The sequence below is a fragment of the Streptomyces sp. NBC_00285 genome (genome assembly GCF_036174265.1).
Lineage (GTDB): Bacteria > Actinomycetota > Actinomycetes > Streptomycetales > Streptomycetaceae > Streptomyces.
Window position 1 is genome coordinate 5,975,316 of the sequence record NZ_CP108055.1, and the last position, 19,780, is coordinate 5,995,095.

23 protein-coding genes are annotated in these 19,780 nt (G+C 66.8%); 19 read left to right on the forward strand and 4 right to left on the reverse strand.

Annotated features, from left to right (window positions below):
- Positions 1–55: 55 nt before the first annotated feature.
- Positions 56–838, reverse strand: coding sequence for an inositol monophosphatase family protein (locus tag OHT57_RS27465; protein WP_328749177.1), 783 nt, complete (start codon positions 836–838; stop codon positions 56–58).
- A 55-nt stretch (positions 839–893) separates the two neighbouring features.
- Between OHT57_RS27465 and OHT57_RS27470 the strand changes: the two genes are divergently transcribed.
- Positions 894–1,793, forward strand: a complete 900-nt coding sequence (locus OHT57_RS27470; RefSeq protein ID WP_328749178.1) for a LysR family transcriptional regulator — start codon at positions 894–896, stop codon at positions 1,791–1,793.
- 45 nt (positions 1,794–1,838) lie between these two features.
- On the opposite strand, the gene OHT57_RS27475 is transcribed toward OHT57_RS27470, so the two are convergent.
- On the reverse strand, positions 1,839–2,447 hold the full coding sequence (locus OHT57_RS27475; protein WP_328749179.1) for an NAD(P)-dependent oxidoreductase: 609 nt from the start codon (positions 2,445–2,447) through the stop codon (positions 1,839–1,841).
- 246 nt (positions 2,448–2,693) lie between these two features.
- On the opposite strand from OHT57_RS27475, the gene OHT57_RS27480 reads away from it, so the two are divergent.
- From OHT57_RS27480 to OHT57_RS27495, 4 genes are all read left to right on the forward strand, one after another.
- The gene (locus OHT57_RS27480) at positions 2,694–3,152 is read left to right on the forward strand and encodes a DUF3052 domain-containing protein (protein WP_328749180.1); all 459 of its coding nucleotides are present in this window, start codon (positions 2,694–2,696) and stop codon (positions 3,150–3,152) included.
- Between the two features lie 207 nt (positions 3,153–3,359).
- On the forward strand, positions 3,360–4,253 hold the full coding sequence (locus tag OHT57_RS27485) for a glycosyltransferase family 2 protein (RefSeq protein ID WP_328749182.1): 894 nt from the start codon (positions 3,360–3,362) through the stop codon (positions 4,251–4,253).
- A 647-nt stretch (positions 4,254–4,900) separates the two neighbouring features.
- Complete coding sequence (locus OHT57_RS27490) at positions 4,901–5,719, forward strand: GAF domain-containing protein (RefSeq protein WP_328749183.1); 819 nt, start codon at positions 4,901–4,903, stop codon at positions 5,717–5,719.
- A 659-nt stretch (positions 5,720–6,378) separates the two neighbouring features.
- Entirely contained in the window at positions 6,379–8,202 is a 1,824-nt protein-coding gene (locus OHT57_RS27495; protein WP_328749184.1) for a hypothetical protein, read from the forward strand.
- A gap of 125 nt (positions 8,203–8,327) precedes the next feature.
- Here OHT57_RS27495 and OHT57_RS27500 read toward each other — a convergent pair whose 3' ends face one another.
- Positions 8,328–9,164, reverse strand: a complete 837-nt coding sequence (locus tag OHT57_RS27500; RefSeq protein ID WP_328749186.1) for a class I SAM-dependent methyltransferase — start codon at positions 9,162–9,164, stop codon at positions 8,328–8,330.
- Between the two features lie 60 nt (positions 9,165–9,224).
- On the opposite strand from OHT57_RS27500, the gene OHT57_RS27505 reads away from it, so the two are divergent.
- From OHT57_RS27505 to OHT57_RS27560, 12 genes are all read left to right on the forward strand, one after another.
- Positions 9,225–9,941 (forward strand): GntR family transcriptional regulator, encoded by a 717-nt coding sequence (locus OHT57_RS27505; protein WP_328749187.1) that lies wholly within the window; start codon positions 9,225–9,227, stop codon positions 9,939–9,941.
- A gap of 389 nt (positions 9,942–10,330) precedes the next feature.
- A complete protein-coding gene (locus tag OHT57_RS27510) occupies positions 10,331–10,711 on the forward strand; it encodes a RapZ C-terminal domain-containing protein (RefSeq protein WP_328749188.1) in 381 nt (126 codons plus the stop codon).
- Positions 10,712–10,826: 115 nt separating this feature from the next.
- On the forward strand, positions 10,827–11,045 hold the full coding sequence (locus OHT57_RS27515) for a hypothetical protein (protein ID WP_328749189.1): 219 nt from the start codon (positions 10,827–10,829) through the stop codon (positions 11,043–11,045).
- A gap of 185 nt (positions 11,046–11,230) precedes the next feature.
- Positions 11,231–11,500: a DUF6284 family protein gene (locus tag OHT57_RS27520; RefSeq protein ID WP_328749190.1), complete on the forward strand. Its 270-nt coding sequence runs from the start codon at positions 11,231–11,233 to the stop codon at positions 11,498–11,500.
- Complete coding sequence (locus tag OHT57_RS27525; protein ID WP_328749191.1) at positions 11,497–12,360, forward strand: protein spdB; 864 nt, start codon at positions 11,497–11,499, stop codon at positions 12,358–12,360. The genes OHT57_RS27520 and OHT57_RS27525 overlap by 4 nt, the downstream gene beginning before the upstream one ends.
- Positions 12,360–12,764 (forward strand): RRQRL motif-containing zinc-binding protein, encoded by a 405-nt coding sequence (locus OHT57_RS27530; RefSeq protein WP_328749192.1) that lies wholly within the window; start codon positions 12,360–12,362, stop codon positions 12,762–12,764. Before OHT57_RS27525 ends, OHT57_RS27530 begins: the two co-directional genes overlap by 1 nt.
- Positions 12,761–12,964, forward strand: coding sequence for a hypothetical protein (locus tag OHT57_RS27535; protein ID WP_328749193.1), 204 nt, complete (start codon positions 12,761–12,763; stop codon positions 12,962–12,964). Before OHT57_RS27530 ends, OHT57_RS27535 begins: the two co-directional genes overlap by 4 nt.
- Before the next feature lie 5 nt (positions 12,965–12,969).
- Complete coding sequence (locus OHT57_RS27540) at positions 12,970–13,290, forward strand: hypothetical protein (RefSeq protein WP_328749194.1); 321 nt, start codon at positions 12,970–12,972, stop codon at positions 13,288–13,290.
- A gap of 2 nt (positions 13,291–13,292) precedes the next feature.
- The gene (locus OHT57_RS27545) at positions 13,293–13,463 is read left to right on the forward strand and encodes a pRL2-8 (protein ID WP_328749195.1); all 171 of its coding nucleotides are present in this window, start codon (positions 13,293–13,295) and stop codon (positions 13,461–13,463) included.
- Positions 13,464–13,465: 2 nt separating this feature from the next.
- Entirely contained in the window at positions 13,466–13,765 is a 300-nt protein-coding gene (locus OHT57_RS27550) for a hypothetical protein (protein WP_328753345.1), read from the forward strand.
- A 92-nt stretch (positions 13,766–13,857) separates the two neighbouring features.
- Positions 13,858–15,987: an FtsK/SpoIIIE domain-containing protein gene (locus OHT57_RS27555; protein WP_328749196.1), complete on the forward strand. Its 2,130-nt coding sequence runs from the start codon at positions 13,858–13,860 to the stop codon at positions 15,985–15,987.
- A gap of 208 nt (positions 15,988–16,195) precedes the next feature.
- Positions 16,196–16,663, forward strand: coding sequence for a hypothetical protein (locus OHT57_RS27560; RefSeq protein ID WP_328749197.1), 468 nt, complete (start codon positions 16,196–16,198; stop codon positions 16,661–16,663).
- Here OHT57_RS27560 and OHT57_RS27565 read toward each other — a convergent pair.
- Positions 16,660–17,112, reverse strand: coding sequence for a hypothetical protein (locus OHT57_RS27565; RefSeq protein ID WP_328749198.1), 453 nt, complete (start codon positions 17,110–17,112; stop codon positions 16,660–16,662). The two genes, OHT57_RS27560 and OHT57_RS27565, sit on opposite strands and share 4 nt — an antisense overlap.
- A 103-nt stretch (positions 17,113–17,215) precedes the next feature.
- Between OHT57_RS27565 and OHT57_RS27570 the strand changes: the two genes are divergently transcribed.
- Together OHT57_RS27570 and OHT57_RS27575 are read left to right on the forward strand one after the other, a co-directional pair.
- A complete protein-coding gene (locus OHT57_RS27570; protein ID WP_328749199.1) occupies positions 17,216–18,091 on the forward strand; it encodes a bifunctional DNA primase/polymerase in 876 nt (291 codons plus the stop codon).
- A 2-nt stretch (positions 18,092–18,093) separates the two neighbouring features.
- A complete protein-coding gene (locus tag OHT57_RS27575) occupies positions 18,094–19,569 on the forward strand; it encodes an ATP-binding protein (protein ID WP_328749200.1) in 1,476 nt (491 codons plus the stop codon).
- The last annotated feature ends 211 nt before the right edge of the window (positions 19,570–19,780 follow it).

Here is a 19,780-nt window from a genome sequence, read left to right on the forward strand (position 1 = left end):
GGGCAATGGGACCGGGTGGGGGCGGGTGGCTCCCTACGGTGGTCACGGCCACCCCTCAGGCGGTGAGGACCTCCAGTGCGGCGGCGTGCACGCCCGGTGCGGCGGCGACATAGCTCTCGCTGGTCAGTTCCCACGGTTTGCCCTCGAGGTCGGTCACGACGCCTCCGGCCTCCTGGACCAGCAGCACACCCGCCGTGTGGGACCGGACGTTGTCGAACTGCCAGTGCAGGTCCATCCGGCCCGCGGCGACCTGGGCGAGCTGGTGGGTCACCGGTACGGAGACCCGTACATAGAGGGCGGCGTTGGACATCGCGGCGAAGGCGGAGCCCATCCGCTTCGCGAACTCGGCGTCGTGACCCGGCTGGGCCTGGCCGGTCCCGGCGAGTGCGCCGTCCAGTGACGTCTTGGTCGAGACCCGCAGCCGTACACCGTCGAGGAACGCCCCGCCGTCCTGGGTCGCCGTGAACATCTCGTCGAGGACCGGGAAGTAGACCACCGCCAGCACCGGGCGGCCGTCGCGGACGAGGCTCACACCGATGTTCCAGTCGGGCATGCCGTGCACGGCGTTGACGTTGCCGCCGACCGGGTCGATGAGCCACCACTCGCCCGTGGCCAGAGGTCCCGATCCGTGTTCGTCGTTGAGCCAGCCCGCGCTCGGCAGAGCCTCGGTCAGCGCCGGGCGCAACGTGGCGACCACGGCCGCGTCATTGGCCTGGAGGTTCGCGAGCAGTTCGGGGAGCCCGGGGGGACGGGACTCGGTGGCATAGCGCGTCATCATCAGGGCGCCGGCGTGGCGGACGGCGGCGACGGTGGCGGCGGCAAGAAGTTCCTGGCTCATGGAATGCTCCTGAAATTGATCGAAGTGGATCTGCGTCTTGTGAGGATTTACTCGTATGCAATTGGACTTGAATCTGCTGACCGTGCTGGACGCCCTGCTCGAAGAGGGCAGCGTCATGGGCGCGGCCGAGCGGCTGCACCTGTCCTCGCCCGCGGTCAGCCGCACCCTCGGCCGACTTCGCGCCGTCACGGGGGACGACATCCTGGTGCGCACCGGCCACTCGATGACTCCCACCCCGTATGCGGTGTCGGTACGGGAGGACGTGCACCGGTTGGTCAGGCAAGCGCGTGAAGTGCTCTCGCCGATACGTGAGTTGAACCTTGCAGAGATGGATCGCACGTTCACGATCCAGTGCCACGACGCGGTGGCCGCGTCGCTGGTACCCGTGCTGGTCGAGAGGATCCAACAGCGGGCTTCAGGTGTGCAGTTGCGGGTGCTGGCGGAGAACGCCGTCGACACCGACGACCTGCGTCACGGCCGTGTCGATCTGGAACTCGGCGGCGACAGGCCAGGTCTGCCCGAGTTTCGGTCCGAGCCGCTCGGCGTCGATCGGCTCGTCGTGGCGATGCGCGCGGACCACCCCTGCGCCGCCGGACTCGACTTGGCTTCCTACGCGGCACAGCCGCATGTGGTGATCTCCCGGCGTGGCCGTCTCTCCGCGCCGATCGACGAAGTGCTGGCCGCCGAAGGGCTGCGGCGCCGGGTGGTCGCGGCCGTGGCGACGGTGTCCTGTGCCCTGCAGATCGCCGCCCGTGGCGACGCGCTGGTCACCTGTACGGCGATCTTCGGCCGCCCGCTCATCAAGGCGTTCGGGCTCCTCGCCCGGCCGCTGCCGATCGAGACCCCGGCGGCGACGATCAACTGCAACTGGCACCAGCGCTACGACTCCGACCCCGCCCACGCCTGGCTCCGCGAACAGGTCCGGGAGTCGTTCGAGGAGATCTCCGTCGGCTGACCATTCCGCCCGCTCTGCCTACTGTGCCTACTCCGCCTACTCCGCCTACTCCGCCAGGGGCAGGGCCACGGCACCGGGAAATCCGGGAGCCTCGGCTTCGTCGAGCATCGCCGCGGCGACGGTTTCCCGGCTGACCTCGGCGCCGAGGTCGAAGGGGGGCGCGGCCTCCAGGCCGACCGTGCGCCGACGGGGGCTTTCTGGCCCGTCAGCGAGCATCCCGGCGTGGAAGACGGTGCCGCCGGCTGCGAGAACGGTGTTGTCGGCCTCGACCTTGTCCGCGAGCCGGTCGCCCAGCACCTCGGCGAGTGCTCTCGCGCCCTCCCCCGCGACTTCGGCCGACTCGCCCGTGCCGTAGGCGCCGAGCCAGATGACGCGCTGTGGGCCGGCGGCGACGACGGCTCGGGCGCCGGTCAGGAGAACTCCGGCCCGCTCCGTACCGAGCGCCGAAAGGACCACGGAATCCCCGTCCACGACGGCGGCGATGCCGGCCGCGTCGTTCACGTCGCCCGCCACCTTGCGCAGGTTCGGAGAGTCGGCCAGGGCGATCCGCTCGGGATCACGCGCGATGGCGGTCACGGTGTGACCACGTCGCAGCGCCTGTCGGGTGAGGGCGATTCCGGTCCGACCGGAGGCCGCGAGGACGGTGAGGTTCATGCCGAGAACGTTAGGGAGCCACTCACTTAACATCAAGTGCAAGTAACTGACTTGATGAGTTACTCAGACGCAATTATTCGACGGCGATTCAGCGATTCAGCGATTCAGCGATTCAACGACTCAGGTACCTCGCCACGCTCCTGGCGGACCTTGCTGCGTTCCTGGCGCGGCTGGGGCGGTAGCCGGCCCGGGGTGCCCTGAGATCATGCGCTCAGGGGGACTGGACCAGCGCGCGCGGAGGTGCGTATGTCAGGAATCGGGTCGGCAGGCAGCGGTGGGTACTCCGGCAGCGGTTACTCCGGTACGCCCCTCGCCAAGAAGCTCGGGATCAAGGCAGGGCACCGGGTACGGCTCGACGGTGCGCCCGACGGGTGGGACATCCCCGGGCTGCCCGACGACTGCGACCTCGCCGCCGGGGGGCCGGGCGGCGCGGATGTCGCCCTCTCCTTCCATCGCGAGTACGCGCGGCTGGCGGCCGAGGCGACCGGGCTTGTCACTGACCTCGCGGACGATGCCGCGTTGTGGATCGCCTGGCCGCGCAGGGCCGCCGGGCACGTCAGCGACATCACCGAGAACGCGCTGCGGGACGTGTTCCTCCCGCTCGGCGTCGTCGACGTGAAGGTCGCGGCGTTGGGGGAGGACTGGTCGGGGCTGAAGTTCGTGCGGCGACGGGAGAACCGTCGAGGCGAAAACCGGCGGGGGTGAACCGCGGCGAGGGTGAGATGCGGACAACCGGCGTCGACCCCCGTCCGCCCTCCCGCCCCGCCTCCCTCCACCTCACCCCCACATCCCCGTACCTGAGAAGTCCTTACCGTGAACGGCTAGCATCGCGCCGGTTGATGCCCGTCGGGATGACGGGCTGACGGGCTGACGGGCTGACGGGACGACGGCATGAGTGGACGAGGTGGGGACATGCGCGCGCCGAGGATCGCCGTCGCCGTGGTGACCATGGGGAACCGGCCCGACGAGGTCGACGCGTTGCTGCGGTCCGTGGCCAAGCAGGACCTCGCCCCGGCCCGGATCGTGATCGTCGGCAACGGCTGCCGACTGCCGGAGTTCGCCGAGCGGCTGTCCCTGCCCGGCGAGGTCACCACCCTCGACGTCGACGAGAACCTCGGCTGCCCCGGTGGACGGAACGTGGCGCTCGCCCGGCTGCGGGGCTTCGGCGACGTCGACGTCGTAGTGGAACTCGACGACGACGGACTGCTCGTGGACGCCGATGTGCTGCGCCGCGTACAGGAGTTGTTCGCGGCCGACGACCGCCTCGGCATCGTCGGCTTCCGTATCGCCGACGAGAACGGCGAGACCCAGCAGCGGCACGTGCCCCGTGTCGGCGCCTCCGATCCGCTGCGCGGCGGGTACGTCACCGGGTTCCTGGGCGGCGGCCACGGCTTCCGCATGGCCATGCTCGCCGAAATCGGGGACTGGCCCGCCGAGTTCTTCTTCGCCCACGAGGAGACCGACCTGGCCTGGCGGGCAGCCGACCGCGGCTGGCGCATCCTGTACGCGCCCGAACTGCTGCTCCAGCACCCGAAGACCTCACCGGCCCGGCACGCCATCTACTACCGGGTCAACGCCCGCAACCGCGTCTGGCTGGCACGCCGCCGGCTGCCCCTGCTCCTGGTCCCCGTGCACCTCGGTGTGTGGACGGCGCTCACCCTGCTGCGGACCCGGTCGGTGAGCGGACTGCGCGCCTGGTTCGGCGGGTTCGTCGAGGGCGTACGGGAGCCGGCCGGTGAACGGCGGCCGATGCGCTGGCGAACGGTGTGGCACCTCACCCGGCTGGGACGCCCGCCGGTCATCTGAGAGCCCGTGGTCCCGAGACGGGGACGAGGGCCCCGGTCGTTCACCTCCGCCGACCGGAGCCCTCTCGCGTCCCACGGATCCGGCCGCGACGGCGACACTCCCCCGAGCTGCGCGTTCTACGCGCGCGCCCTCGGGCCAGATCCGATGTAGTGATCACATCAGGTTGCGCCAACAAATCGCTAACATCTCGTGGCGCGGTTGCGTCGCGAGGGAGTCCCGCATGGTCGACGGGGCCCGACCTGCGGCGGGACACCTGAGGCCCGACCGGACACCTGTCGTTGCTGGTCGTCCTTTGTCGTCATCGGCCACCCTCGGACGGCCCACAGACGGCCCGGGCCGGGGCGACTGACCAGCCAAAACATGAGACACGGACGCATGGGTTGCTGCTGTTTCTGCGACAGAGAACGCTTCCGCGAGTAGTGGCTCATGCACACAGATGGAATGCCGCCGCGAACTCTCTCCATCGGTTGAGGTCGGCAGTTGTGTGCGTCGCTGCTGGTGCCAGGCATCCTTTGGCGTAGACGGCCTTGAACGAGCTCCCTCCTGAAAGCGCCGAGAGTACTTGTCATTTGACTGACAGAGAGCAGCCGTCCGCCATAGGATCCGATCGGCGGACCGAAACAAGGAAATGGTGAGATCGGGGGAAAATGGACTGGCTGCGTAGGAATTGGTTGAAGCTCTTCCTATTTGTTATCTCCAGTGCCCTTGCTGCCGGAGTCTTTATGACTTCAATCTGGGGAGGTAATGCAGATGGCAGACATGAGACGTTTCTAATCACCATTGGTTCCGCAATGACTGTCGCTATCATCGTAGTGGCATCCATCGAAACTGCACTCAATGAGAGAGAAAAGGAGCAAGCGCGGAAGGAAGCGACCCGCGCTGCTAGCGACCTGGCGCTCGCCTACCAAACTGTACTGAATCCGTTGGCTGATTCACTCGGAATTTTGGCATCGGCGTACGCAACGGCTAGCCCTGCACTGTTGCCCCCTGCATCGCTAACAGCGACTCAGGCATCTGAGTCGAAGGCTATCATCAAGACCGTTCTCATGGCTGCCGCGATTCTAACGGCCACTCCTGATTCATCATCAAGCCTTCCGCGAGCACGCTCTGCCTATTACCGATTGACGGATCGAGGCGATCACAAGTTCACCCTCGATGATTGGGCTGGCAGAGCACCTAAGCCTCGAATTTCTATTGAAGAAGCTGACGGGAGCCACTTTTTGCACGATGTTCTTGAAAAGTCCTTTTATTTTGCAGGTAAGGCTACGGGGCTCGTAAGTAAGATCGATCAATTATCTTTGCGGTATCGATCAGTAATAGCGGTTCCCGTGAAGGCGGGAGCTAGAGAATTCGGTGTTCTTGTGGTTGATGCCCCCAAGGATACGGACCTAACCGACGTTCATGTCCAGTTGATGCAGTCTCTGGCCGGACTTCTTGGTACCGCACTAGCGCTGGCCCTGCCCTAGCAGAACTCGCTTGGAAGAGGTGAAAAATGTATAGCTGGATTCTACGGATTTGGCGACGGCTGTTCGGCCGCACCATTCCGCCTGTCCCAGATCCCGAACCCAATCCGGATCCTGTGCCGCACCCAGAGCCTCAACCACGGCCGGTCCCTATTCCTGATGCCTCCACACCTCCGAGAAGGGGGACAACGCCGGAGCCGGAGCCGGAGCCGGAGCCGGAGCCGGAGCCAGAACCGGAGCCGGAACCGGAGCCGGAGCCAGAACCAGAACCAGAGCCAGAACCAGAGCCAGAACCAGAGCCAGAACCAGAGCCAGAACCCCCGCCGCGCCGATTTAGCCATGTGGAAATCGCGAGAGCTCTGGATGCTAGAGAGGAAATCCAGCAGAGGGTGCAAGAAGAATTTGACGAGAGAATAGCGAGAGAGAGTGGCGCGTTTGGCTGGGAGAATATAAGCCTTGCCGTTATTTCTTCGGCGTGTCTATTGACATCCGTTTTGCTCCAGTTGGATTCAGAATCCCCGTGGGTGTATCTATTTGGCGGATTCTCGATACTCTGCCTCCTCGTCGTCATCCTTAGGTGGAGATCGAAACGCAAAGAGCAGGCGGGGCGTGATAGTGCCCCAGGTGAGGGTAGTTAAAGGTGACTATAGGGGGTCTCTTTAATGAGTACACAGTCGGACCATGAAGCGGTCTGGGGTGAGGGAGTCATTTACTTCATCTATTCGTTTGATGCGGCCCGGCCTATCGACATCCATAAGGCTGCTGACAGAATTTTGAAATCCGGAATTGCTGAGACGGTCGTATCGCCCCGGGACGGTGAGGTGCGTGTCGCTCACCGATATAGGCGTCTAGTGCGTTTGCTGAATCACTCCAACGCACTTCACCAGTTGTCAGAAGCACTACGAGAGAATCGCTTGCTTCGATGGATGGCAAGGCATCCTATCTGGACTGTAAGAATGTTGAGATGGCTTCTCTTTCGGCGCCACTCTAGTTCTTCAAATAGTTCATCGGGTGATTCAAATCCATCCGTTGCGGAAACACTTGCGGAGAGCATTTCATTTATCGAAAGGTCCGTTGCTGAATATCAATCGATCAATGCGATTCAGCATCATATCGAGAAGGACCTTTTGCGAATTCCGTACCTTGTGAGTGAACCTTACGTGCGTCTGCGCCTTCGCAGCGCAGGGCAATGGCTGCATCTCCTCAACGGTGGCCAAGCTAGGTCGCCGGGGAACATGGATGAAGGAACTCGCGTCGATGTACTTCTCTTGATTCATCGCTCAGGCGTTATGCAATTGACCGTGGCTTTGAGGATGCCGGACGATATCACGGTCGATCAGTATCGCGAAATGTCTTTCGGATCGTCTGAGGTCGTAGTCGCCTCGCGAGTCGCAGAACCGGTCCTCGCGGCTGCCTACGGAAGGCGTTATGAACCTTACCTAGAGGGAGATTGGGAGGAAGAGTCAGAGGAAGGCGTGCGATGGAGATTGGTTCAACATGGCACTCCGGTGTCGATCTCTGACCTTTTTGACCTATATCATCAAGCCATTACCAATGTAATCAAAAGTAAGACCACGGGAGATTGGTTCTGTTACCCCGCTGCTTTTATCGATAGGGTGGGTTGCTGTAATTCAGAGGAATCCTTCAGATCGCATCATGACCGGGAGCTAAAAAACGCAATTTCCCGATCAATTGACGTAGGTGAGGTTCGGCCTGAAGCTGTCCAAAGTATGATTCCAGAAGACTGTTCCCTCACCCGGGCCACTTCTCTTTACTGCAACATGTCCTCGTCTCTTGAGGTGCGCTGGCCGGGTCCTAATGGTGGGGAGTTTGCTCAACACCTTCAGAGACTAGTGATTTTCGAAAGCGCCCTCCTTCAGTACCGGCAAATACGTTTGCTGGACCGACGGGTGGGGGTTGCAGACGGCAGTATCCGTCAAGTACGCGAAATTCAGCGTGAAGCAATTTTCGGGCTCCGTGAATATCGGGACTCGGCGATTTCTCACGGCACCGCGATGGATCTAGCAGATAGACTGCTTAGAGATTGGCGGGCGGATAGGCTCTATGGTCATGTATTGGAAAGTGTTGACCAACTCCAGCAGCTTGTAGCGGCCGCTGAATCGGAGAAGTCCGCGAAGCGTGCCAACGTGCTAGCTGGAATCGCGCTTATCGTGGCTATTTTTCTGGGCCTGCCTGCGATTGATGACACGTTGAACATCGCAAATAGGGTCACGGCGACTGGATTCCTTGGCGTCCTGCTAAAGCCGTTCCAGGCTCTAGCGTCTCATGGCGAGAATGGAACGTGGGCTGGATACCTCATTTTTCTCGCCGCAGTTCTTTCTTGCCTATTTGTCCTTATTTTTGGGCGCTACAGGCTCAACTTTTGGAGACGGCGCAAGAATCCGGGGATCTCCTGGCCGCTCGGCACGGTGAGGATCGAGCGCCGTGACGACAATCAGGGAGCGGATCCTGATTCCTCTGAATGAGGGAATTTCTCTTGTTGCGAAGGGGAGTCATAAAGAGGGGCGGCGTGCGGTCCACGAATCCGTGATACTCAACCGTGCCGGTCGCTGTGCGACCCAACCGGAAACGCTGTTGGTTGGCACACTGATCACGAACTGCTCACGCCCTCGGTAGGCCGGGAGGTCGGAGCCCGGCCCACCGCGAGCAAGTGTGAGCTGGCAGCGAGTAGTTCCGGGTACGGCTCAGCCATTCGTGCGGCGGTCATGGCGGACGTGATCAGATCGGCTGTGGGGCCGTCGCCAGGCTGCTGTTCCACCGCTTTCACGAGTGACCATGCCGGGCCTTCGATGCCGAACACCTGCACGTCGCTGAGCCCTGATTCCCGAAGCTCCTCGGCAAGTTCCTCGCCGCGGTGGAAGTAGGCCAGGGTGAAGTGATCGCCGTCGTGCACCCCAGTTCGGAGGATTTTAGAGACTGCGTCGTGCATGCGCTCCGTGTGGAGGTGGGCGTAGGTGACGTGCTCGAAGAGCGAGGCGTAGCGATTGATCGCTGCTGCGGCTACCAACCCTCCCGGCTTCACGACGCGTCGGGCCTCTGAGAGTGCCCGCCGGCGGTCGTCGGCATCGGGCAAGTGGTAGAGCGGGCCGAGTAGCTGCACGACGTCGTAGCTGTCATCCGCCGCGTCCAGCTCGCGGGCGTCCCCGAGCGACGCTGGGCACACAGCGGATGCCTGCTCAACATGGCGGGGCACAGGGTCTACCAAGGACACGTCGTACCCGTCCTCCACCAGCCACTCCGCGTGCACTCCGGTACCGCCCCCCACGTCCAGGACGCGCGCGGGGGCCGGCGGGAGGAAGCGACGTAGAAGCTCCTTGGTTCGGGCCAGTTCGAGACGACCGTCCGCCGAGCGGCGCAGGCGGCTGCCTTCGTTCACGGTCTCACCGTAAAAGCGCAGGACAGAAGGGGCCAGTTCGCGATTCGACATGACAGCAGTATCGTGTGTACCGGTGGACCAGTCCACCCCCGAAGTGTCGGAAGGGAAGTCATGGCCCTACTGAAGTACGAGGAGATCGCGGAGTCGCTTCGCGCGCGGATCGCCGCCGGCGAGTTCGAGCCGGATGAGCCGTTGCCGTCCGGGCGCGACCTCGCTGAACAGTGGTCGGTGTCGCGTGCGACGGCCATCAAGGCGATGGACGTGCTGCGCAGCGACGGTGTTGTGGTGGCCAAGCAGGGAACGGGGTTCGTCGTAACGAACGCTCCTGTTGCCCGGCCTGCGGGTGCCCGACGGGCGGGATCCGCCCGCATTTCTGGGGGCATGCCCTATGAGAGGGTCGGTGAGCCGGATTGGGCCGAACCCCCGGTGCGCGTGGCAGCCGCGCTGCGCATGGATTCGGGAGTCGTCGCACTGCGCCGCATCCGACTCCACCGGCTCCCGGACGGGAGTCCGCACAGCTACGCGGAAGCCTGGTTCCCGCCGGATATCGCGGAAGCCTCCCCGGGGCTTGCGCAGACCGCTCCCATCGCGGAAGGGACGACTCGCTACGTTCGTCGCCAGACCGGTCGCTATCCGGTGGAGGGAGTGGATGTGACTACGGTGCGGCTCGCGACAGAGCACGAGGCCCACCACTTGGCGCTGCCCGAGGCAACGGCGGTTGCTGTCATCCTGCACACCGCGTACGACCAGCAGGGGCGTCCGCTCGTATGCGAAGAGGGAGTCACGCCATCCCCTCACTATGAGCAGGTGGAGACCTATGCGATGTAGGCCTGCGTTACCCAAAAAGAAGCTGGACCGGTCCACCGGTTCAGCTTTTTTGATGCTCTTTCGGTTCCCTGAGCAGCAGTGATGCTCTGTATGTCGACAAAGCCGAAACCGTACCGCTTGACTGGACCGGTCCACCGGTCCACCGGTCCAGTCTATGGATGTGCCCGGAGGAAAGCCCGCAGGGGTGAGTACGAAGTGAGTACGCATTGGTTGACAACTCAACATGTGGGCCCCGTCTCCCCGAGTCGAAAAGACGGCCGCGCGGCTGTGACCGCGCATGTCTCACCGTTCCGCAGCTCAAGAGCTGCGCCGGTTGCCTCCGCTGCTCGTCTCGTACGAGCGGCGTTGAGGGGAGCCGGAACAACCCTCTTCGTCTTCCTGGAGTCCTCATGGCTGCTGTAGAGATCGTCTCGTTCGGCTACCTGCACGCGGCGGCGCCGGCCGCGCATCTGACCATCGACCTGCGCCACCACTTCCGGGACCCGCACGTGTCGCCGGAGCTGCGGTACATGACCGCCGCCGACGCCCCGGTACGCGCCGCTGTGCTGGGCACGCCCGGCATCACGGACCTGGTAGGGGCCACCGCCACCGCCGTTGCCGCATTCGCCTCCGGTCCCAGCGCCGGAACCGTGACCGTCGCCGACGGATGCGCCGGCGGACGGCACCGGGCACCCACCTTCGCTCTCGCGCTGGCGGAGCGACTGCGCACGGACGGCCACCAGGTCACGGTCACGCACCGGGACATGGCCCGCCCCGTGGTCCAGCGCTGACCGCCCGCTCTCGCCTCGGACCCGCCGCGCAGCGGCGGGGCCGCGACGGCGCCGGATCGAATCCGGCCCGGGGCACTCCGGCCACCACCGGCCGGCCCTCACTCAAGGAGCAGACATGGCCCGCAAGAACACGGTCACCGTCAACGGCGACCACACCGGCGACATCGGCGGCACGGTCATCTCGGGCAGCACGGGCCCGGTGGCCATGAACGGCGACATCCACGAGGGCGATACCGGCACGGACCGCCAGGACACCGGCCGGCGCACGTTCTCCGGCAACGGCATGACCGTCGTCAAGGGCGACAACCACGGCACCATCTCCCGCCGCTTCTGACTAGCAGCCCCGGCCGCCTGCCGTGAAGGGCGCCGGATCAAATCCGGCCCGGGGCACCGGCCGCATCCCTCGCGGCCCGCCGCACCACTGGGGTGCGGCTCCCACCACAACGGCGCGCACCCCCGGAGCTGGAACTCCGGGGGTGCTGTTCGGGCCGTTTCACCTGCTAGGGAGACCACGACCCAATGAACCACATCGTCACTGTTCAGGACGCTGTTACCGCGTTCAGCGACTTCATGGAGCCGACGAACGCTGAGCTGGACGCGATCGAACGGGAGATGCCGCTGATCCTGGCGCGCGTCGACCTGCTCGACGCACAGATCATCACCCTGGACCGCACCCCGACCGAGCTGGACACCCGCCGTATCCGCCGTGCGCGGCGTCGGGTGCTGGTAGAGGGGCTGGCCCTGGTCAACCGCACCGCCGACGCCACGGCGTCCGGGGGTGCCGCATGAGCGCCAAGAACACCAAGACCGTGCTGCCGGCCGTCGCGATGACGGCCGTGTCCATGGTGCTCACCCTCGCGGTGGTCCTGATGTGGCTGGGTGCGGCGGTGCCGTGGCTGGTCGCTCTGGTCGTCGGTGTGGGTATAGACGGCGGTTGGCTGGCCACCCTCGCCTACGAGCGGCGTCTCGCAGCCCAGGGCGACCACAGCCGCACGGTGACGGCTGTGGGCTGGTTGTTCGGTCTGGTCGCCACCGGCTTCCTGGTCGCTCACGCGCTGACCTCCCAGGCGTCCGCCGCGTGGTTGGCGGTGGCGTGGCTGCCGATCGCGGCCAAGGCCCTGTGGCTCGTGCATGGCCTGTGGGAGCGCACCGCGCTGACCCCGCTCGCCCTGGACGCGATCCGCGGTATTCAGCAGGAGGCCCGCGACGAAGCGGCCGTGGCCCGCGCCCGACTGCGGGCGGAAGCCACCTCGGAGGAGACCCGTCTGACCGCTGTGACGGGGGCCGGGGCACGCGTCGCACGGGTGCAGGCCAGGACCGCCAAGACCCTGGCGGGGGCGTGGTCGACGCTGGAGACGGCGCGGCGGGGCGAGGACACCGGCAGGGCACTGACCAGCGTGACGAACCGCGTCACGCCCGGCGTCACAGCCCGGTGGGAGTTGCCCGTGTGGGGCGCTGTCGAGCCGGTCGCCGCGCTGGAATCGGTGGCGCCCGCGCTCAGTGACGGCGAGTTGGACACGCTCGTCGACACGATCCGCACCAGCCAGACCCCCGCCCTGTCGTATCGCGAGATGGCGGTCCGCTTCCGCGCGGCCGGCCACTCCGCCTCCGAGGTCCGCCTCCGCGCGGCCTGGAAGCGAGTCGCCTGATGACCGCCGCGTGGGGCAAGTGCTACGACCCTGCCGGAGCCCGCTACGGGGTCCCCACCTACCCGTGGCGCCTGGCCCCGGACGGGCTCGCCACGCGCCGTCAGCTGAGGGCGCAGGGTTTGCGTCCGGGCGGTCAGCCGGTCGCGGCGCAGGCCATGCGCATCAACCGCCGTGCCGGCACACCGCGCGTCGCCTACCTCTACCGCGTCGACTGCGCACTGCCGGTACGGCCGATGACGTCGCGCAAGTGGGGCGCTCTCGCCCTGGCGATGCTGGCCCGCCGTACCTGCCCCGGCTGCCGTCTGGACGTGGGCTACTGCATCCCACGCTCGCTCGGCATGTGCGTGCTGTGCGCCTACCCCACCACTCCGGTTTCCGTGTCTGACCAGGGAGGTCAGCCGTGAAGAACGTGCTGCACGAGTCGCCGGGCGACGACAACGCCCGCACCCTGCGCCTGCTGGACGCCACCGACACCGCGTTCGCCCACGAGTCCGCGACCGAGCTGGGCGCCGACTTCGAACAGGTCGTCCTGGAAGGCCTGCTCACCGACCGCGCCGTCGCGGTCTACCCGCCCGCCGGCCACACCTACCCGAGGAAGGACTGACCGCCATGGGCAAGCCCGACACCCGTCGCCTGGACAAGGAGATCAGGCTGACGGAGCGCAAGCTGGAAGCAGTCCGCAACGGTGAGATGTGGCCGCTGACCGGCCAGGAGCGCCGTCAGGTGCTCCGGGGTCTGGTCGGCGGTTCCTACCAGGTGGCCCGCGGCAAGAGTGCTGCTCGCGCCGAACGGCAGATGGACAGCGTTTCGACGTCCGCCGAGACCCGGCTGATCGCCGAACTCACCGCGCTGCAGATCGAGCGGCAACGGATCGTGACCGAGGCCGCCACCGCCAAGGCCGCCAAGAAGTCGTCCGGCTGGATGTGGTGAGCATGGCCGCCACCGAGACCCCGCCGGGCCAGTGCCCGCAGTGCTGGGAGCACGCCTACAACAAGCGCATCCACCGCGCGCTGAAGCCGCGCCAGGAGTGCACGCCGTGCCTGGACCACATGAACAACGGCTGCCCGCACCGCGTGCCCAAGAAGGAATCCCGCTGGTGGTGAGCATGAACGACCGTTGCCCCGCCGCTCACCCGCAAGACCCCACCGCCTGTGTCGGGCCAGTCGCGGTGAGCGTGCTGGACGCGACGGGGGCCGGGGCTGACGGGTGCGAGCATCACGGCGCCCGCCTGCTGGCCTCCCTCGACGGGGGCCGCGTGTACCCGCTGCCCGACGCCCCGCCCGGCGCCGCCATCCGCACCTTCACGGCTGCCGACACGATCCGCCCGTTCTGCTGGGTGAAGGGCCCGCGTACCAGGCCCTCGCAGCTCAGCCGTGCCGAGAACCGCGCCCGCGAGAACCGTTGACACACCTGTTGTACCGGGGTGGCCGTCCCCGCCACCCCGGCACTCCTTCTTCAACTTCCGCCCTGCTCAGGGCAGTCTGGAGCACGTTCAGCATGTCCGAGAACGTCATCAGCCTCCACAAGAACCCCGACCCCGAACCGCCCGCCGACCTGGCCGGCGTGACCACGCTGACCGTGGTCCCCGAGCCCGCTCCGGCCAAGCCCATACCGCTGTGGATGCGCTCCGGACGGGCCGTCAAGCGGATCGCCACCGACGAGCGCACCAGGGCCACCGGCCGCGCGGTCGTGCGCCACAGCATCTACACAGTCAACGGGTCCCGGATCGTGGCCCGTCGGACGTGGGACGGCAAGACCGGTGCCCGCTACGAACGCATGCTCCGTGCAGCCGAGGCCGCCGGGAACTATGAGGTGGCGGAGGAGTGGGAGGAGCGGTTGCAGCGCTTCCGCGAAGCGAGGCACCGCCGCCGGATGGACCTGCTGCACTCCCCGCTGGATGTGGCCAAGGGCGTCGGGGTCGGCGTCGGCATGAGCATCGGCGTCCTGGTCGCGCTCGGGGTCGTGATGGCCATCAACAACCACGACGCCAAAGACGTCATCACGCCTCTCGCGGCGACGGTCGAGTTCATCGGCCTGCTGATCCGGATCGTGCAGGTCGTATGGGGCCCCGCCCTCGTGATCGGCCCGCTGCTGGCGCTGCTGGGCATGTGGGCGGTCGGCAGCAAGCAGCAGGCCGCACCCCAGTGGGCGTTGCCCGCCAACGTCCGTTCCGGCGAGGGGGAGCCGATCACCCCGTCCATCGTCGTCAAGGCCCTGCGCGACCTCGGTATCTCCGCCCTGCGCACCGCCATCAAGGAGATGGGCGACGCCGGCGCCTCCATGCTCGGGCCGATCACGATCGCCGGATGCGGCGTCGAGGTCGACGTCACCCTGCCCTCAGGGGTGGCCACCAACGAGGTGCAGAACAGGCGGCGCAAGCTGGCAGAGAACCTGACCCGCCACGAGCACGAGGTGTACATCACCATCCCCGAGGCGGCCCGCACCGTGCGGCTGTGGATCGCCGATTCCGGCGCGCTGGACGAGCCGATCGGCCCGTCCCCGCTGGTCACCGACGAGAGCATGACCGCCAACTACAAGACGGGTAAGGCCCCGTGGGGCCGTGACCTGCGCGGCGACGGAGCCGAGCTGGGCGTGTATCAGCGCCACCTGCTCATCACCGGCCGTTCCAACCAGGGCAAGACCGTCGCCCTGCGGTCCCTGGTGCTGTGGCTCGCTTTGGACCGATCGGTGCAGTTCTGGGTCGCCGACCTCAAGGGCGCCGGCGACTGGTCCATGCTCCACGGCATCGCGGACGTCCTGATCGAGGGCCCCGCCGATGACCACTGCATTCAGGCGACCGAGATGCTTGAGGACGCGGTCACCGAGATGAACCGTCGTCTTGAGGTCCTCAAGGACGAGCCGGGTACGGTCTTCCGGCCGCTGATTGTGCTGGTGGACGAGGCGCAGAAGGCGTTCATGTGCCCGGCCCTCGACGACCAGAAGCGCCCCTACGGCGGCTCCAAGGCCACCAGCCGGTACTTCATGGCCGCCCGGACCATCCACAACCAGGGCCGCGCGGTCGACGTGCTGCTGTGGCAGGGCACCCAGGACCCCACCGACCAGAACCTTCCCAAGCTGGTCCGCGAGGGCGCGCACACCCGGGCCTCCCTCGTGCTGGGCTCCGAGTCGCAGGCCAAGATGGCGCTGGGGGACAAGGCCGTCGAGGACGGGGCCGCCCCGCACATGCTGCGCCAGGGCCTGGACAGGGGAACGCTGGTCGTCGCCTCGGACGGCATCCACATGCCCAAGGGCCAGTCCTCCATCACGGTCCGCACCCACTTCATCGACGACGACCCCGCCAGGGCCATCGCCGACCGGGCCCGCGCCCTTCGCGACGGCATCACCACGCTGACCGTGATCGAGCGCGGTACCGAGCGTGATGCGCTCGCCGACATCCTCACGGTGCTCGCCGGGGAGAAGCGGATGCTCACCCAGGACGTCATCAGGAAGCTCGGCGTCCTCGACGCGGATGCGTACGGCCGCTGGTCGTTCGGTGACCTCACCCGCGTCCTGGACGGTGCCGGCATCGAGGCGAAGAAGTCGCACGGCCGCATGGTGGTCCGTGCCGAGGACGTCTCCGACGCCCTTGCCGAGCGCGACGCGGACGGTTCCGCTTCTGCCTCCTGATCCCGGGGAGGCACACCCTGTCGACGCGGGGAGGCGGGGAGGACTCCCCAACCGGCTCCCCGCCCCACATCCCCCGCCTTGATCAGCGGAAACACCGATTTGGGGAGGCGGGGAGGCACACCAGGTCACCCCCCTGAAACCCCCCTCCACCGCGCCCCCTCAAGGGGGTGTCCCCGCCTCCCCGAACCACGTTCGGAAGGGATTCCACATGTACCCCGAAGACATTCGCCACGCGCCCGCTGAGCGGGCCGTGGAAGTCCACCAGCCGACCCCGATCCAGCCCGCCGTCATCGTCCAGCCGGCGCCGATGGTCGCCGTGCAGCCGCACGCGGTTCCGTCGGTGGCGAGCATCGTCCTGCCCGACGGCCGTGTCGTCACCGGCTACGCCATCAACCCCGCACAGCCCGAACCGCTGGTCGCCAAGCCGCCCGTCTCCCGCGCCGCGGTGAACGTGGCCCTCGGAGGCGTGGGGTTCCTCGCGGTGTGCGGCGGCCTGCTGCTGCTCACCACGTTCATCACCGCGCTGACCGCGCTGATCACTCAGCTCATCACGCTCGCGGCCGTGATCTTCGGCGGCTGGATCGCCGTGCAGGTCTTCAAGCCCCACGGCCGGCAGGGCGGGAGCACGGTCAACATCCGCAAAGCGATCTTCAAGCGCAACCACTTCCACGGCTAGGGCTCCGCCCCCAGGTCGGACCGCATCGCAGTTATCAGTGCCCTGTAGGCCTCGGCATAGCGCGTCCGGCCTCTGGCGTACTCGTCGCTGTCGGCCGTAGCCCCGCCCGAAACAATCTCCAGGAGATCTTGCAGCCTGCTGTACGTCTCCGCCGCCGGTTCCACGACCGACGACGGCGCGGAGATCGCCAATTCGTATCGCAGACTGACGCACGGCTCGAATGCCTCCCACACACCCCGTCTGCGTCGATCCACGGGAACCTCCGTCTCCCGTGCCAGCAGGCCGCACGCACTCCGCGCCTTGGCCAGGGCCGCCAAGTACGAGCCGTACAACGCCCGGCGCGTCTCTGTGCGCTGCTGGCCCCGCTCGCGTTTCCAACGCCGACGTTCCAACGCCCCTGCCGACACCGTGGCGATCCCGCCACCCACCACGGTGCTGACCAATGCCACCCACTCCACAGGCACCCCGAATCCCGCTGAACAGCGCAGGCGCGACCCCTTCCGCCAAGACCGGGACGCGCCTGCTTCCACCCACAAGTGGAGGTCAACCAGCATGACCCAACCCACCGACATCCGGCGAGTACCGGGCGCCCTCAACAGTCCACTGAGCATCGCGCTTGACCTTGCGGCGGCCGGCGTTCCCCCGCTACCGCTGCGGGCGGGCAAGCTGCCGTTCGGGAACTGCCTTGCCTGCGCCCGCAACGCGTGCGGCGGCCGGCCGAACATGAAGACCCCGGGCCCCTGCACCTGCCCGGCGCCCTGCCACGGATGGGCCGCCGCCACCACCGACCCCACCGTCCTGCGCTCCCAGGAGTGGGCGCGCGCGTGGCGGGAAGCGGCGGCGGTGGCCTACCACCCGGGCGGGGCCGGTCTGACCGTGGTCGACCTCGACACCGCGGAAGCCCTCGCGTGGGCCCGTGCAATCCTGCCCACTACCCGGATCGTTCCGACGACCCGGGGTGAGCACTGGATCTACCAGGGCGTTATGCAGTCCGCCAATGCCGTACGGCCCGGCGTGGACATCAAGTCCCTTGTGGCGTACGCCCGTTGGCTCGGTTCCGGCACCGGCGCCATGTCCGCTCTCCCGGACGCTGTGCGCGCCCTGGTAAAGGAGCCGTCCCCCGCTCGTAGGGCGTCACAGACGTTCACAGTGCCCCTGGGGGGCGGGCAGGGGGAGTGCCGCCACCGCACACCCGCCTACTTGGACCGTGGCATCGCCATGGCGGAGCAGCGCATCACCCAGGCCCGCACCGCGGTCCACGCGACCGTCTACCGCACGTTCCTTGCCGTGCTCTCGACGCACGGCGGGTGCGGATGCCTCACCGATGCCCATGTCGCGCGGCTGTTCACCGCGGCGCAGGCCAAGGGCGAATCACCCCGGCACTGCACGGATGCGTGGACCAACGCCCGCACCAGGTTGGGACTGTGACCATGTCCGAGGACGACGAGAAGAACCCCGCCCGCAAGGTCATCACCGACTATGCGCAGTCGCATTTCCGGTACTTCCGCACCGCCGACGGCACCGTGTACGCGCAGAAGAACGGCCACCCTGTGGCCCGCCCGATGCGTTCTCAGGGCACCACCGGAAGCCACCGCCAGGAACTCATGGTCGGCTTGTTCAAGGACGGGGTCGGCGTGTTCAACGGGACCGCACTCAAGGAGGCGTTGGACTTGATCGAAGCGCTCGCGCTGTACGAGGACACGCACGCCGTGAACATCCGCGTCGCCCCCGGATTCGACGGGGCAACCTGGCTGGACCTCGGGCGTAACGACGGACAGTCGGTGCGTATCCATCCCACCGGATGGGACATCCTCACCCCCGACCCGCGCGAGGTGTGCTGGCGGCGCACCCAGCTCACCGGCGAACTCCCCCTGCCCGCCAAGGACACAGGCGGCAAGGGCATCGATGCCCTGATGCGGCTGTGCAACTTCGCCACCGCGGAAACCGAATGCCTGGCCATCGCCTGGCTGATCGGCTGCCTCGGACCGTCCGTACCGGTGCCCGCGCCGTTCCTCACCGGACCGCAGGGCGCGGGCAAGTCCACCGGCGGGCGGATGCTCGTGCGGATCATTGAGGGCATGAGCGGGGATTTGCGCCGCGCCCCGAAGGATGAGGAGAACCTGATCGCGGCGGTGGCGGCCGGATGGGTCACCGCCCTGGACAACCTCTCCCACATGACGCCGGACCTCTCCGACGCCATGTGCTGCATCGTCACTGGTGCCGAAAGCGTCAAGCGCGCGCTGTTCACCGACGGCGACGTGTTCCGCGTCGGCTACCGCCGCCCCCTGCTCCTGACCGGTATTGACGTCGGCGTCATCCGGCCCGACCTCGCCGAACGCCTCCTTCCCCTGCGCCTGGAACGCCCGCGGGTGCGGCGCACCGAGGCGGAACTGTGGGCGGAGTACGCGGAAGTGCTGCCCGTGGTGCTCGGCTCGCTCCTGGACCTGGCGGTCAAGGTCCGTGCGGCCCAGGCGGAGACGCCCACGGATCTGCGGATGGCGGACTTCGCGCACCTGTGCGCCCAACTCGATGCCGCAACCGGCCTCGGAGCGCTCGCCGCCTACCGGGCCAGTCTCGACGACCTCAACGACGACGTCATCGAGGGCGACCTGTTGGCACAGGCCGTCCTCGCGCACGCTGACACCCTCGAACCGGGCGCAGAGCAGCGGATGACGTCCACGGAGTGGCTGCACTGCCTCACCCGCCTCTACACCGGCGAGGACTTCCGTCCCCTGCCCAAGGGCTGGCCGACCACCGGCAAAGTCCTCTCCGACCGCCTCAAACGCCTACAGCCCACCCTCGCGGCCCGCGGCGTCCTCATCGACTCCGGCCGCACCAAAGAGGGCCGATACATCGAAATGACCCGCTCACCCGCCCCACCGGAACACGAGCAACAGGCGTTCTGACCAACGGGCACAGACCGAACAGCAAGAGGAGCACCACCCGCGCGGAGGCGTGCTCCTCTTGCTGTTCGGCGGCACCGCCGCCCTGCGCAGGACGGCCGCGCAGCGGCTCCTTCTTCACGTCCTGAGCGGCACGGCACCACCACAGACACCCCCCTCTTTTTTCCTAAGTAGGAAGTTCTGCGTCACCTGCGTCACCCAAGCCCACAAAACA

Excerpts from the sequence above, each read along its gene's own strand:
- OHT57_RS27475 (WP_328749179.1), bottom strand. The coding sequence starts at position 2,447 with ATGAACCTCACCGTCCTCGCGGCCTCCGGTCGGACCGGAATCGCCCTC.
- OHT57_RS27490 (WP_328749183.1), top strand. The coding sequence starts at position 4,901 with ATGGACTGGCTGCGTAGGAATTGGTTGAAGCTCTTCCTATTTGTTATC.
- OHT57_RS27515 (WP_328749189.1), top strand. The coding sequence starts at position 10,827 with ATGGCCCGCAAGAACACGGTCACCGTCAACGGCGACCACACCGGCGAC.
- OHT57_RS27500 (WP_328749186.1), bottom strand. The coding sequence starts at position 9,164 with ATGTCGAATCGCGAACTGGCCCCTTCTGTCCTGCGCTTTTACGGTGAG.
- OHT57_RS27570 (WP_328749199.1), top strand. The coding sequence starts at position 17,216 with ATGACCCAACCCACCGACATCCGGCGAGTACCGGGCGCCCTCAACAGT.
- OHT57_RS27470 (WP_328749178.1), top strand. The coding sequence starts at position 894 with ATGCAATTGGACTTGAATCTGCTGACCGTGCTGGACGCCCTGCTCGAA.
- OHT57_RS27465 (WP_328749177.1), bottom strand. The coding sequence starts at position 838 with ATGAGCCAGGAACTTCTTGCCGCCGCCACCGTCGCCGCCGTCCGCCAC.
- OHT57_RS27530 (WP_328749192.1), top strand. The coding sequence starts at position 12,360 with ATGACCGCCGCGTGGGGCAAGTGCTACGACCCTGCCGGAGCCCGCTAC.
- OHT57_RS27560 (WP_328749197.1), top strand. The coding sequence starts at position 16,196 with ATGTACCCCGAAGACATTCGCCACGCGCCCGCTGAGCGGGCCGTGGAA.
- OHT57_RS27525 (WP_328749191.1), top strand. The coding sequence starts at position 11,497 with ATGAGCGCCAAGAACACCAAGACCGTGCTGCCGGCCGTCGCGATGACG.
- OHT57_RS27505 (WP_328749187.1), top strand. The coding sequence starts at position 9,225 with ATGGCCCTACTGAAGTACGAGGAGATCGCGGAGTCGCTTCGCGCGCGG.
- OHT57_RS27485 (WP_328749182.1), top strand. The coding sequence starts at position 3,360 with ATGCGCGCGCCGAGGATCGCCGTCGCCGTGGTGACCATGGGGAACCGG.
- OHT57_RS27510 (WP_328749188.1), top strand. The coding sequence starts at position 10,331 with ATGGCTGCTGTAGAGATCGTCTCGTTCGGCTACCTGCACGCGGCGGCG.
- OHT57_RS27495 (WP_328749184.1), top strand. The coding sequence starts at position 6,379 with ATGAGTACACAGTCGGACCATGAAGCGGTCTGGGGTGAGGGAGTCATT.
- OHT57_RS27550 (WP_328753345.1), top strand. The coding sequence starts at position 13,466 with ATGAACGACCGTTGCCCCGCCGCTCACCCGCAAGACCCCACCGCCTGT.
- OHT57_RS27555 (WP_328749196.1), top strand. The coding sequence starts at position 13,858 with ATGTCCGAGAACGTCATCAGCCTCCACAAGAACCCCGACCCCGAACCG.
- OHT57_RS27545 (WP_328749195.1), top strand. The coding sequence starts at position 13,293 with ATGGCCGCCACCGAGACCCCGCCGGGCCAGTGCCCGCAGTGCTGGGAG.
- OHT57_RS27520 (WP_328749190.1), top strand. The coding sequence starts at position 11,231 with ATGAACCACATCGTCACTGTTCAGGACGCTGTTACCGCGTTCAGCGAC.
- OHT57_RS27575 (WP_328749200.1), top strand. The coding sequence starts at position 18,094 with ATGTCCGAGGACGACGAGAAGAACCCCGCCCGCAAGGTCATCACCGAC.
- OHT57_RS27480 (WP_328749180.1), top strand. The coding sequence starts at position 2,694 with ATGTCAGGAATCGGGTCGGCAGGCAGCGGTGGGTACTCCGGCAGCGGT.
- OHT57_RS27540 (WP_328749194.1), top strand. The coding sequence starts at position 12,970 with ATGGGCAAGCCCGACACCCGTCGCCTGGACAAGGAGATCAGGCTGACG.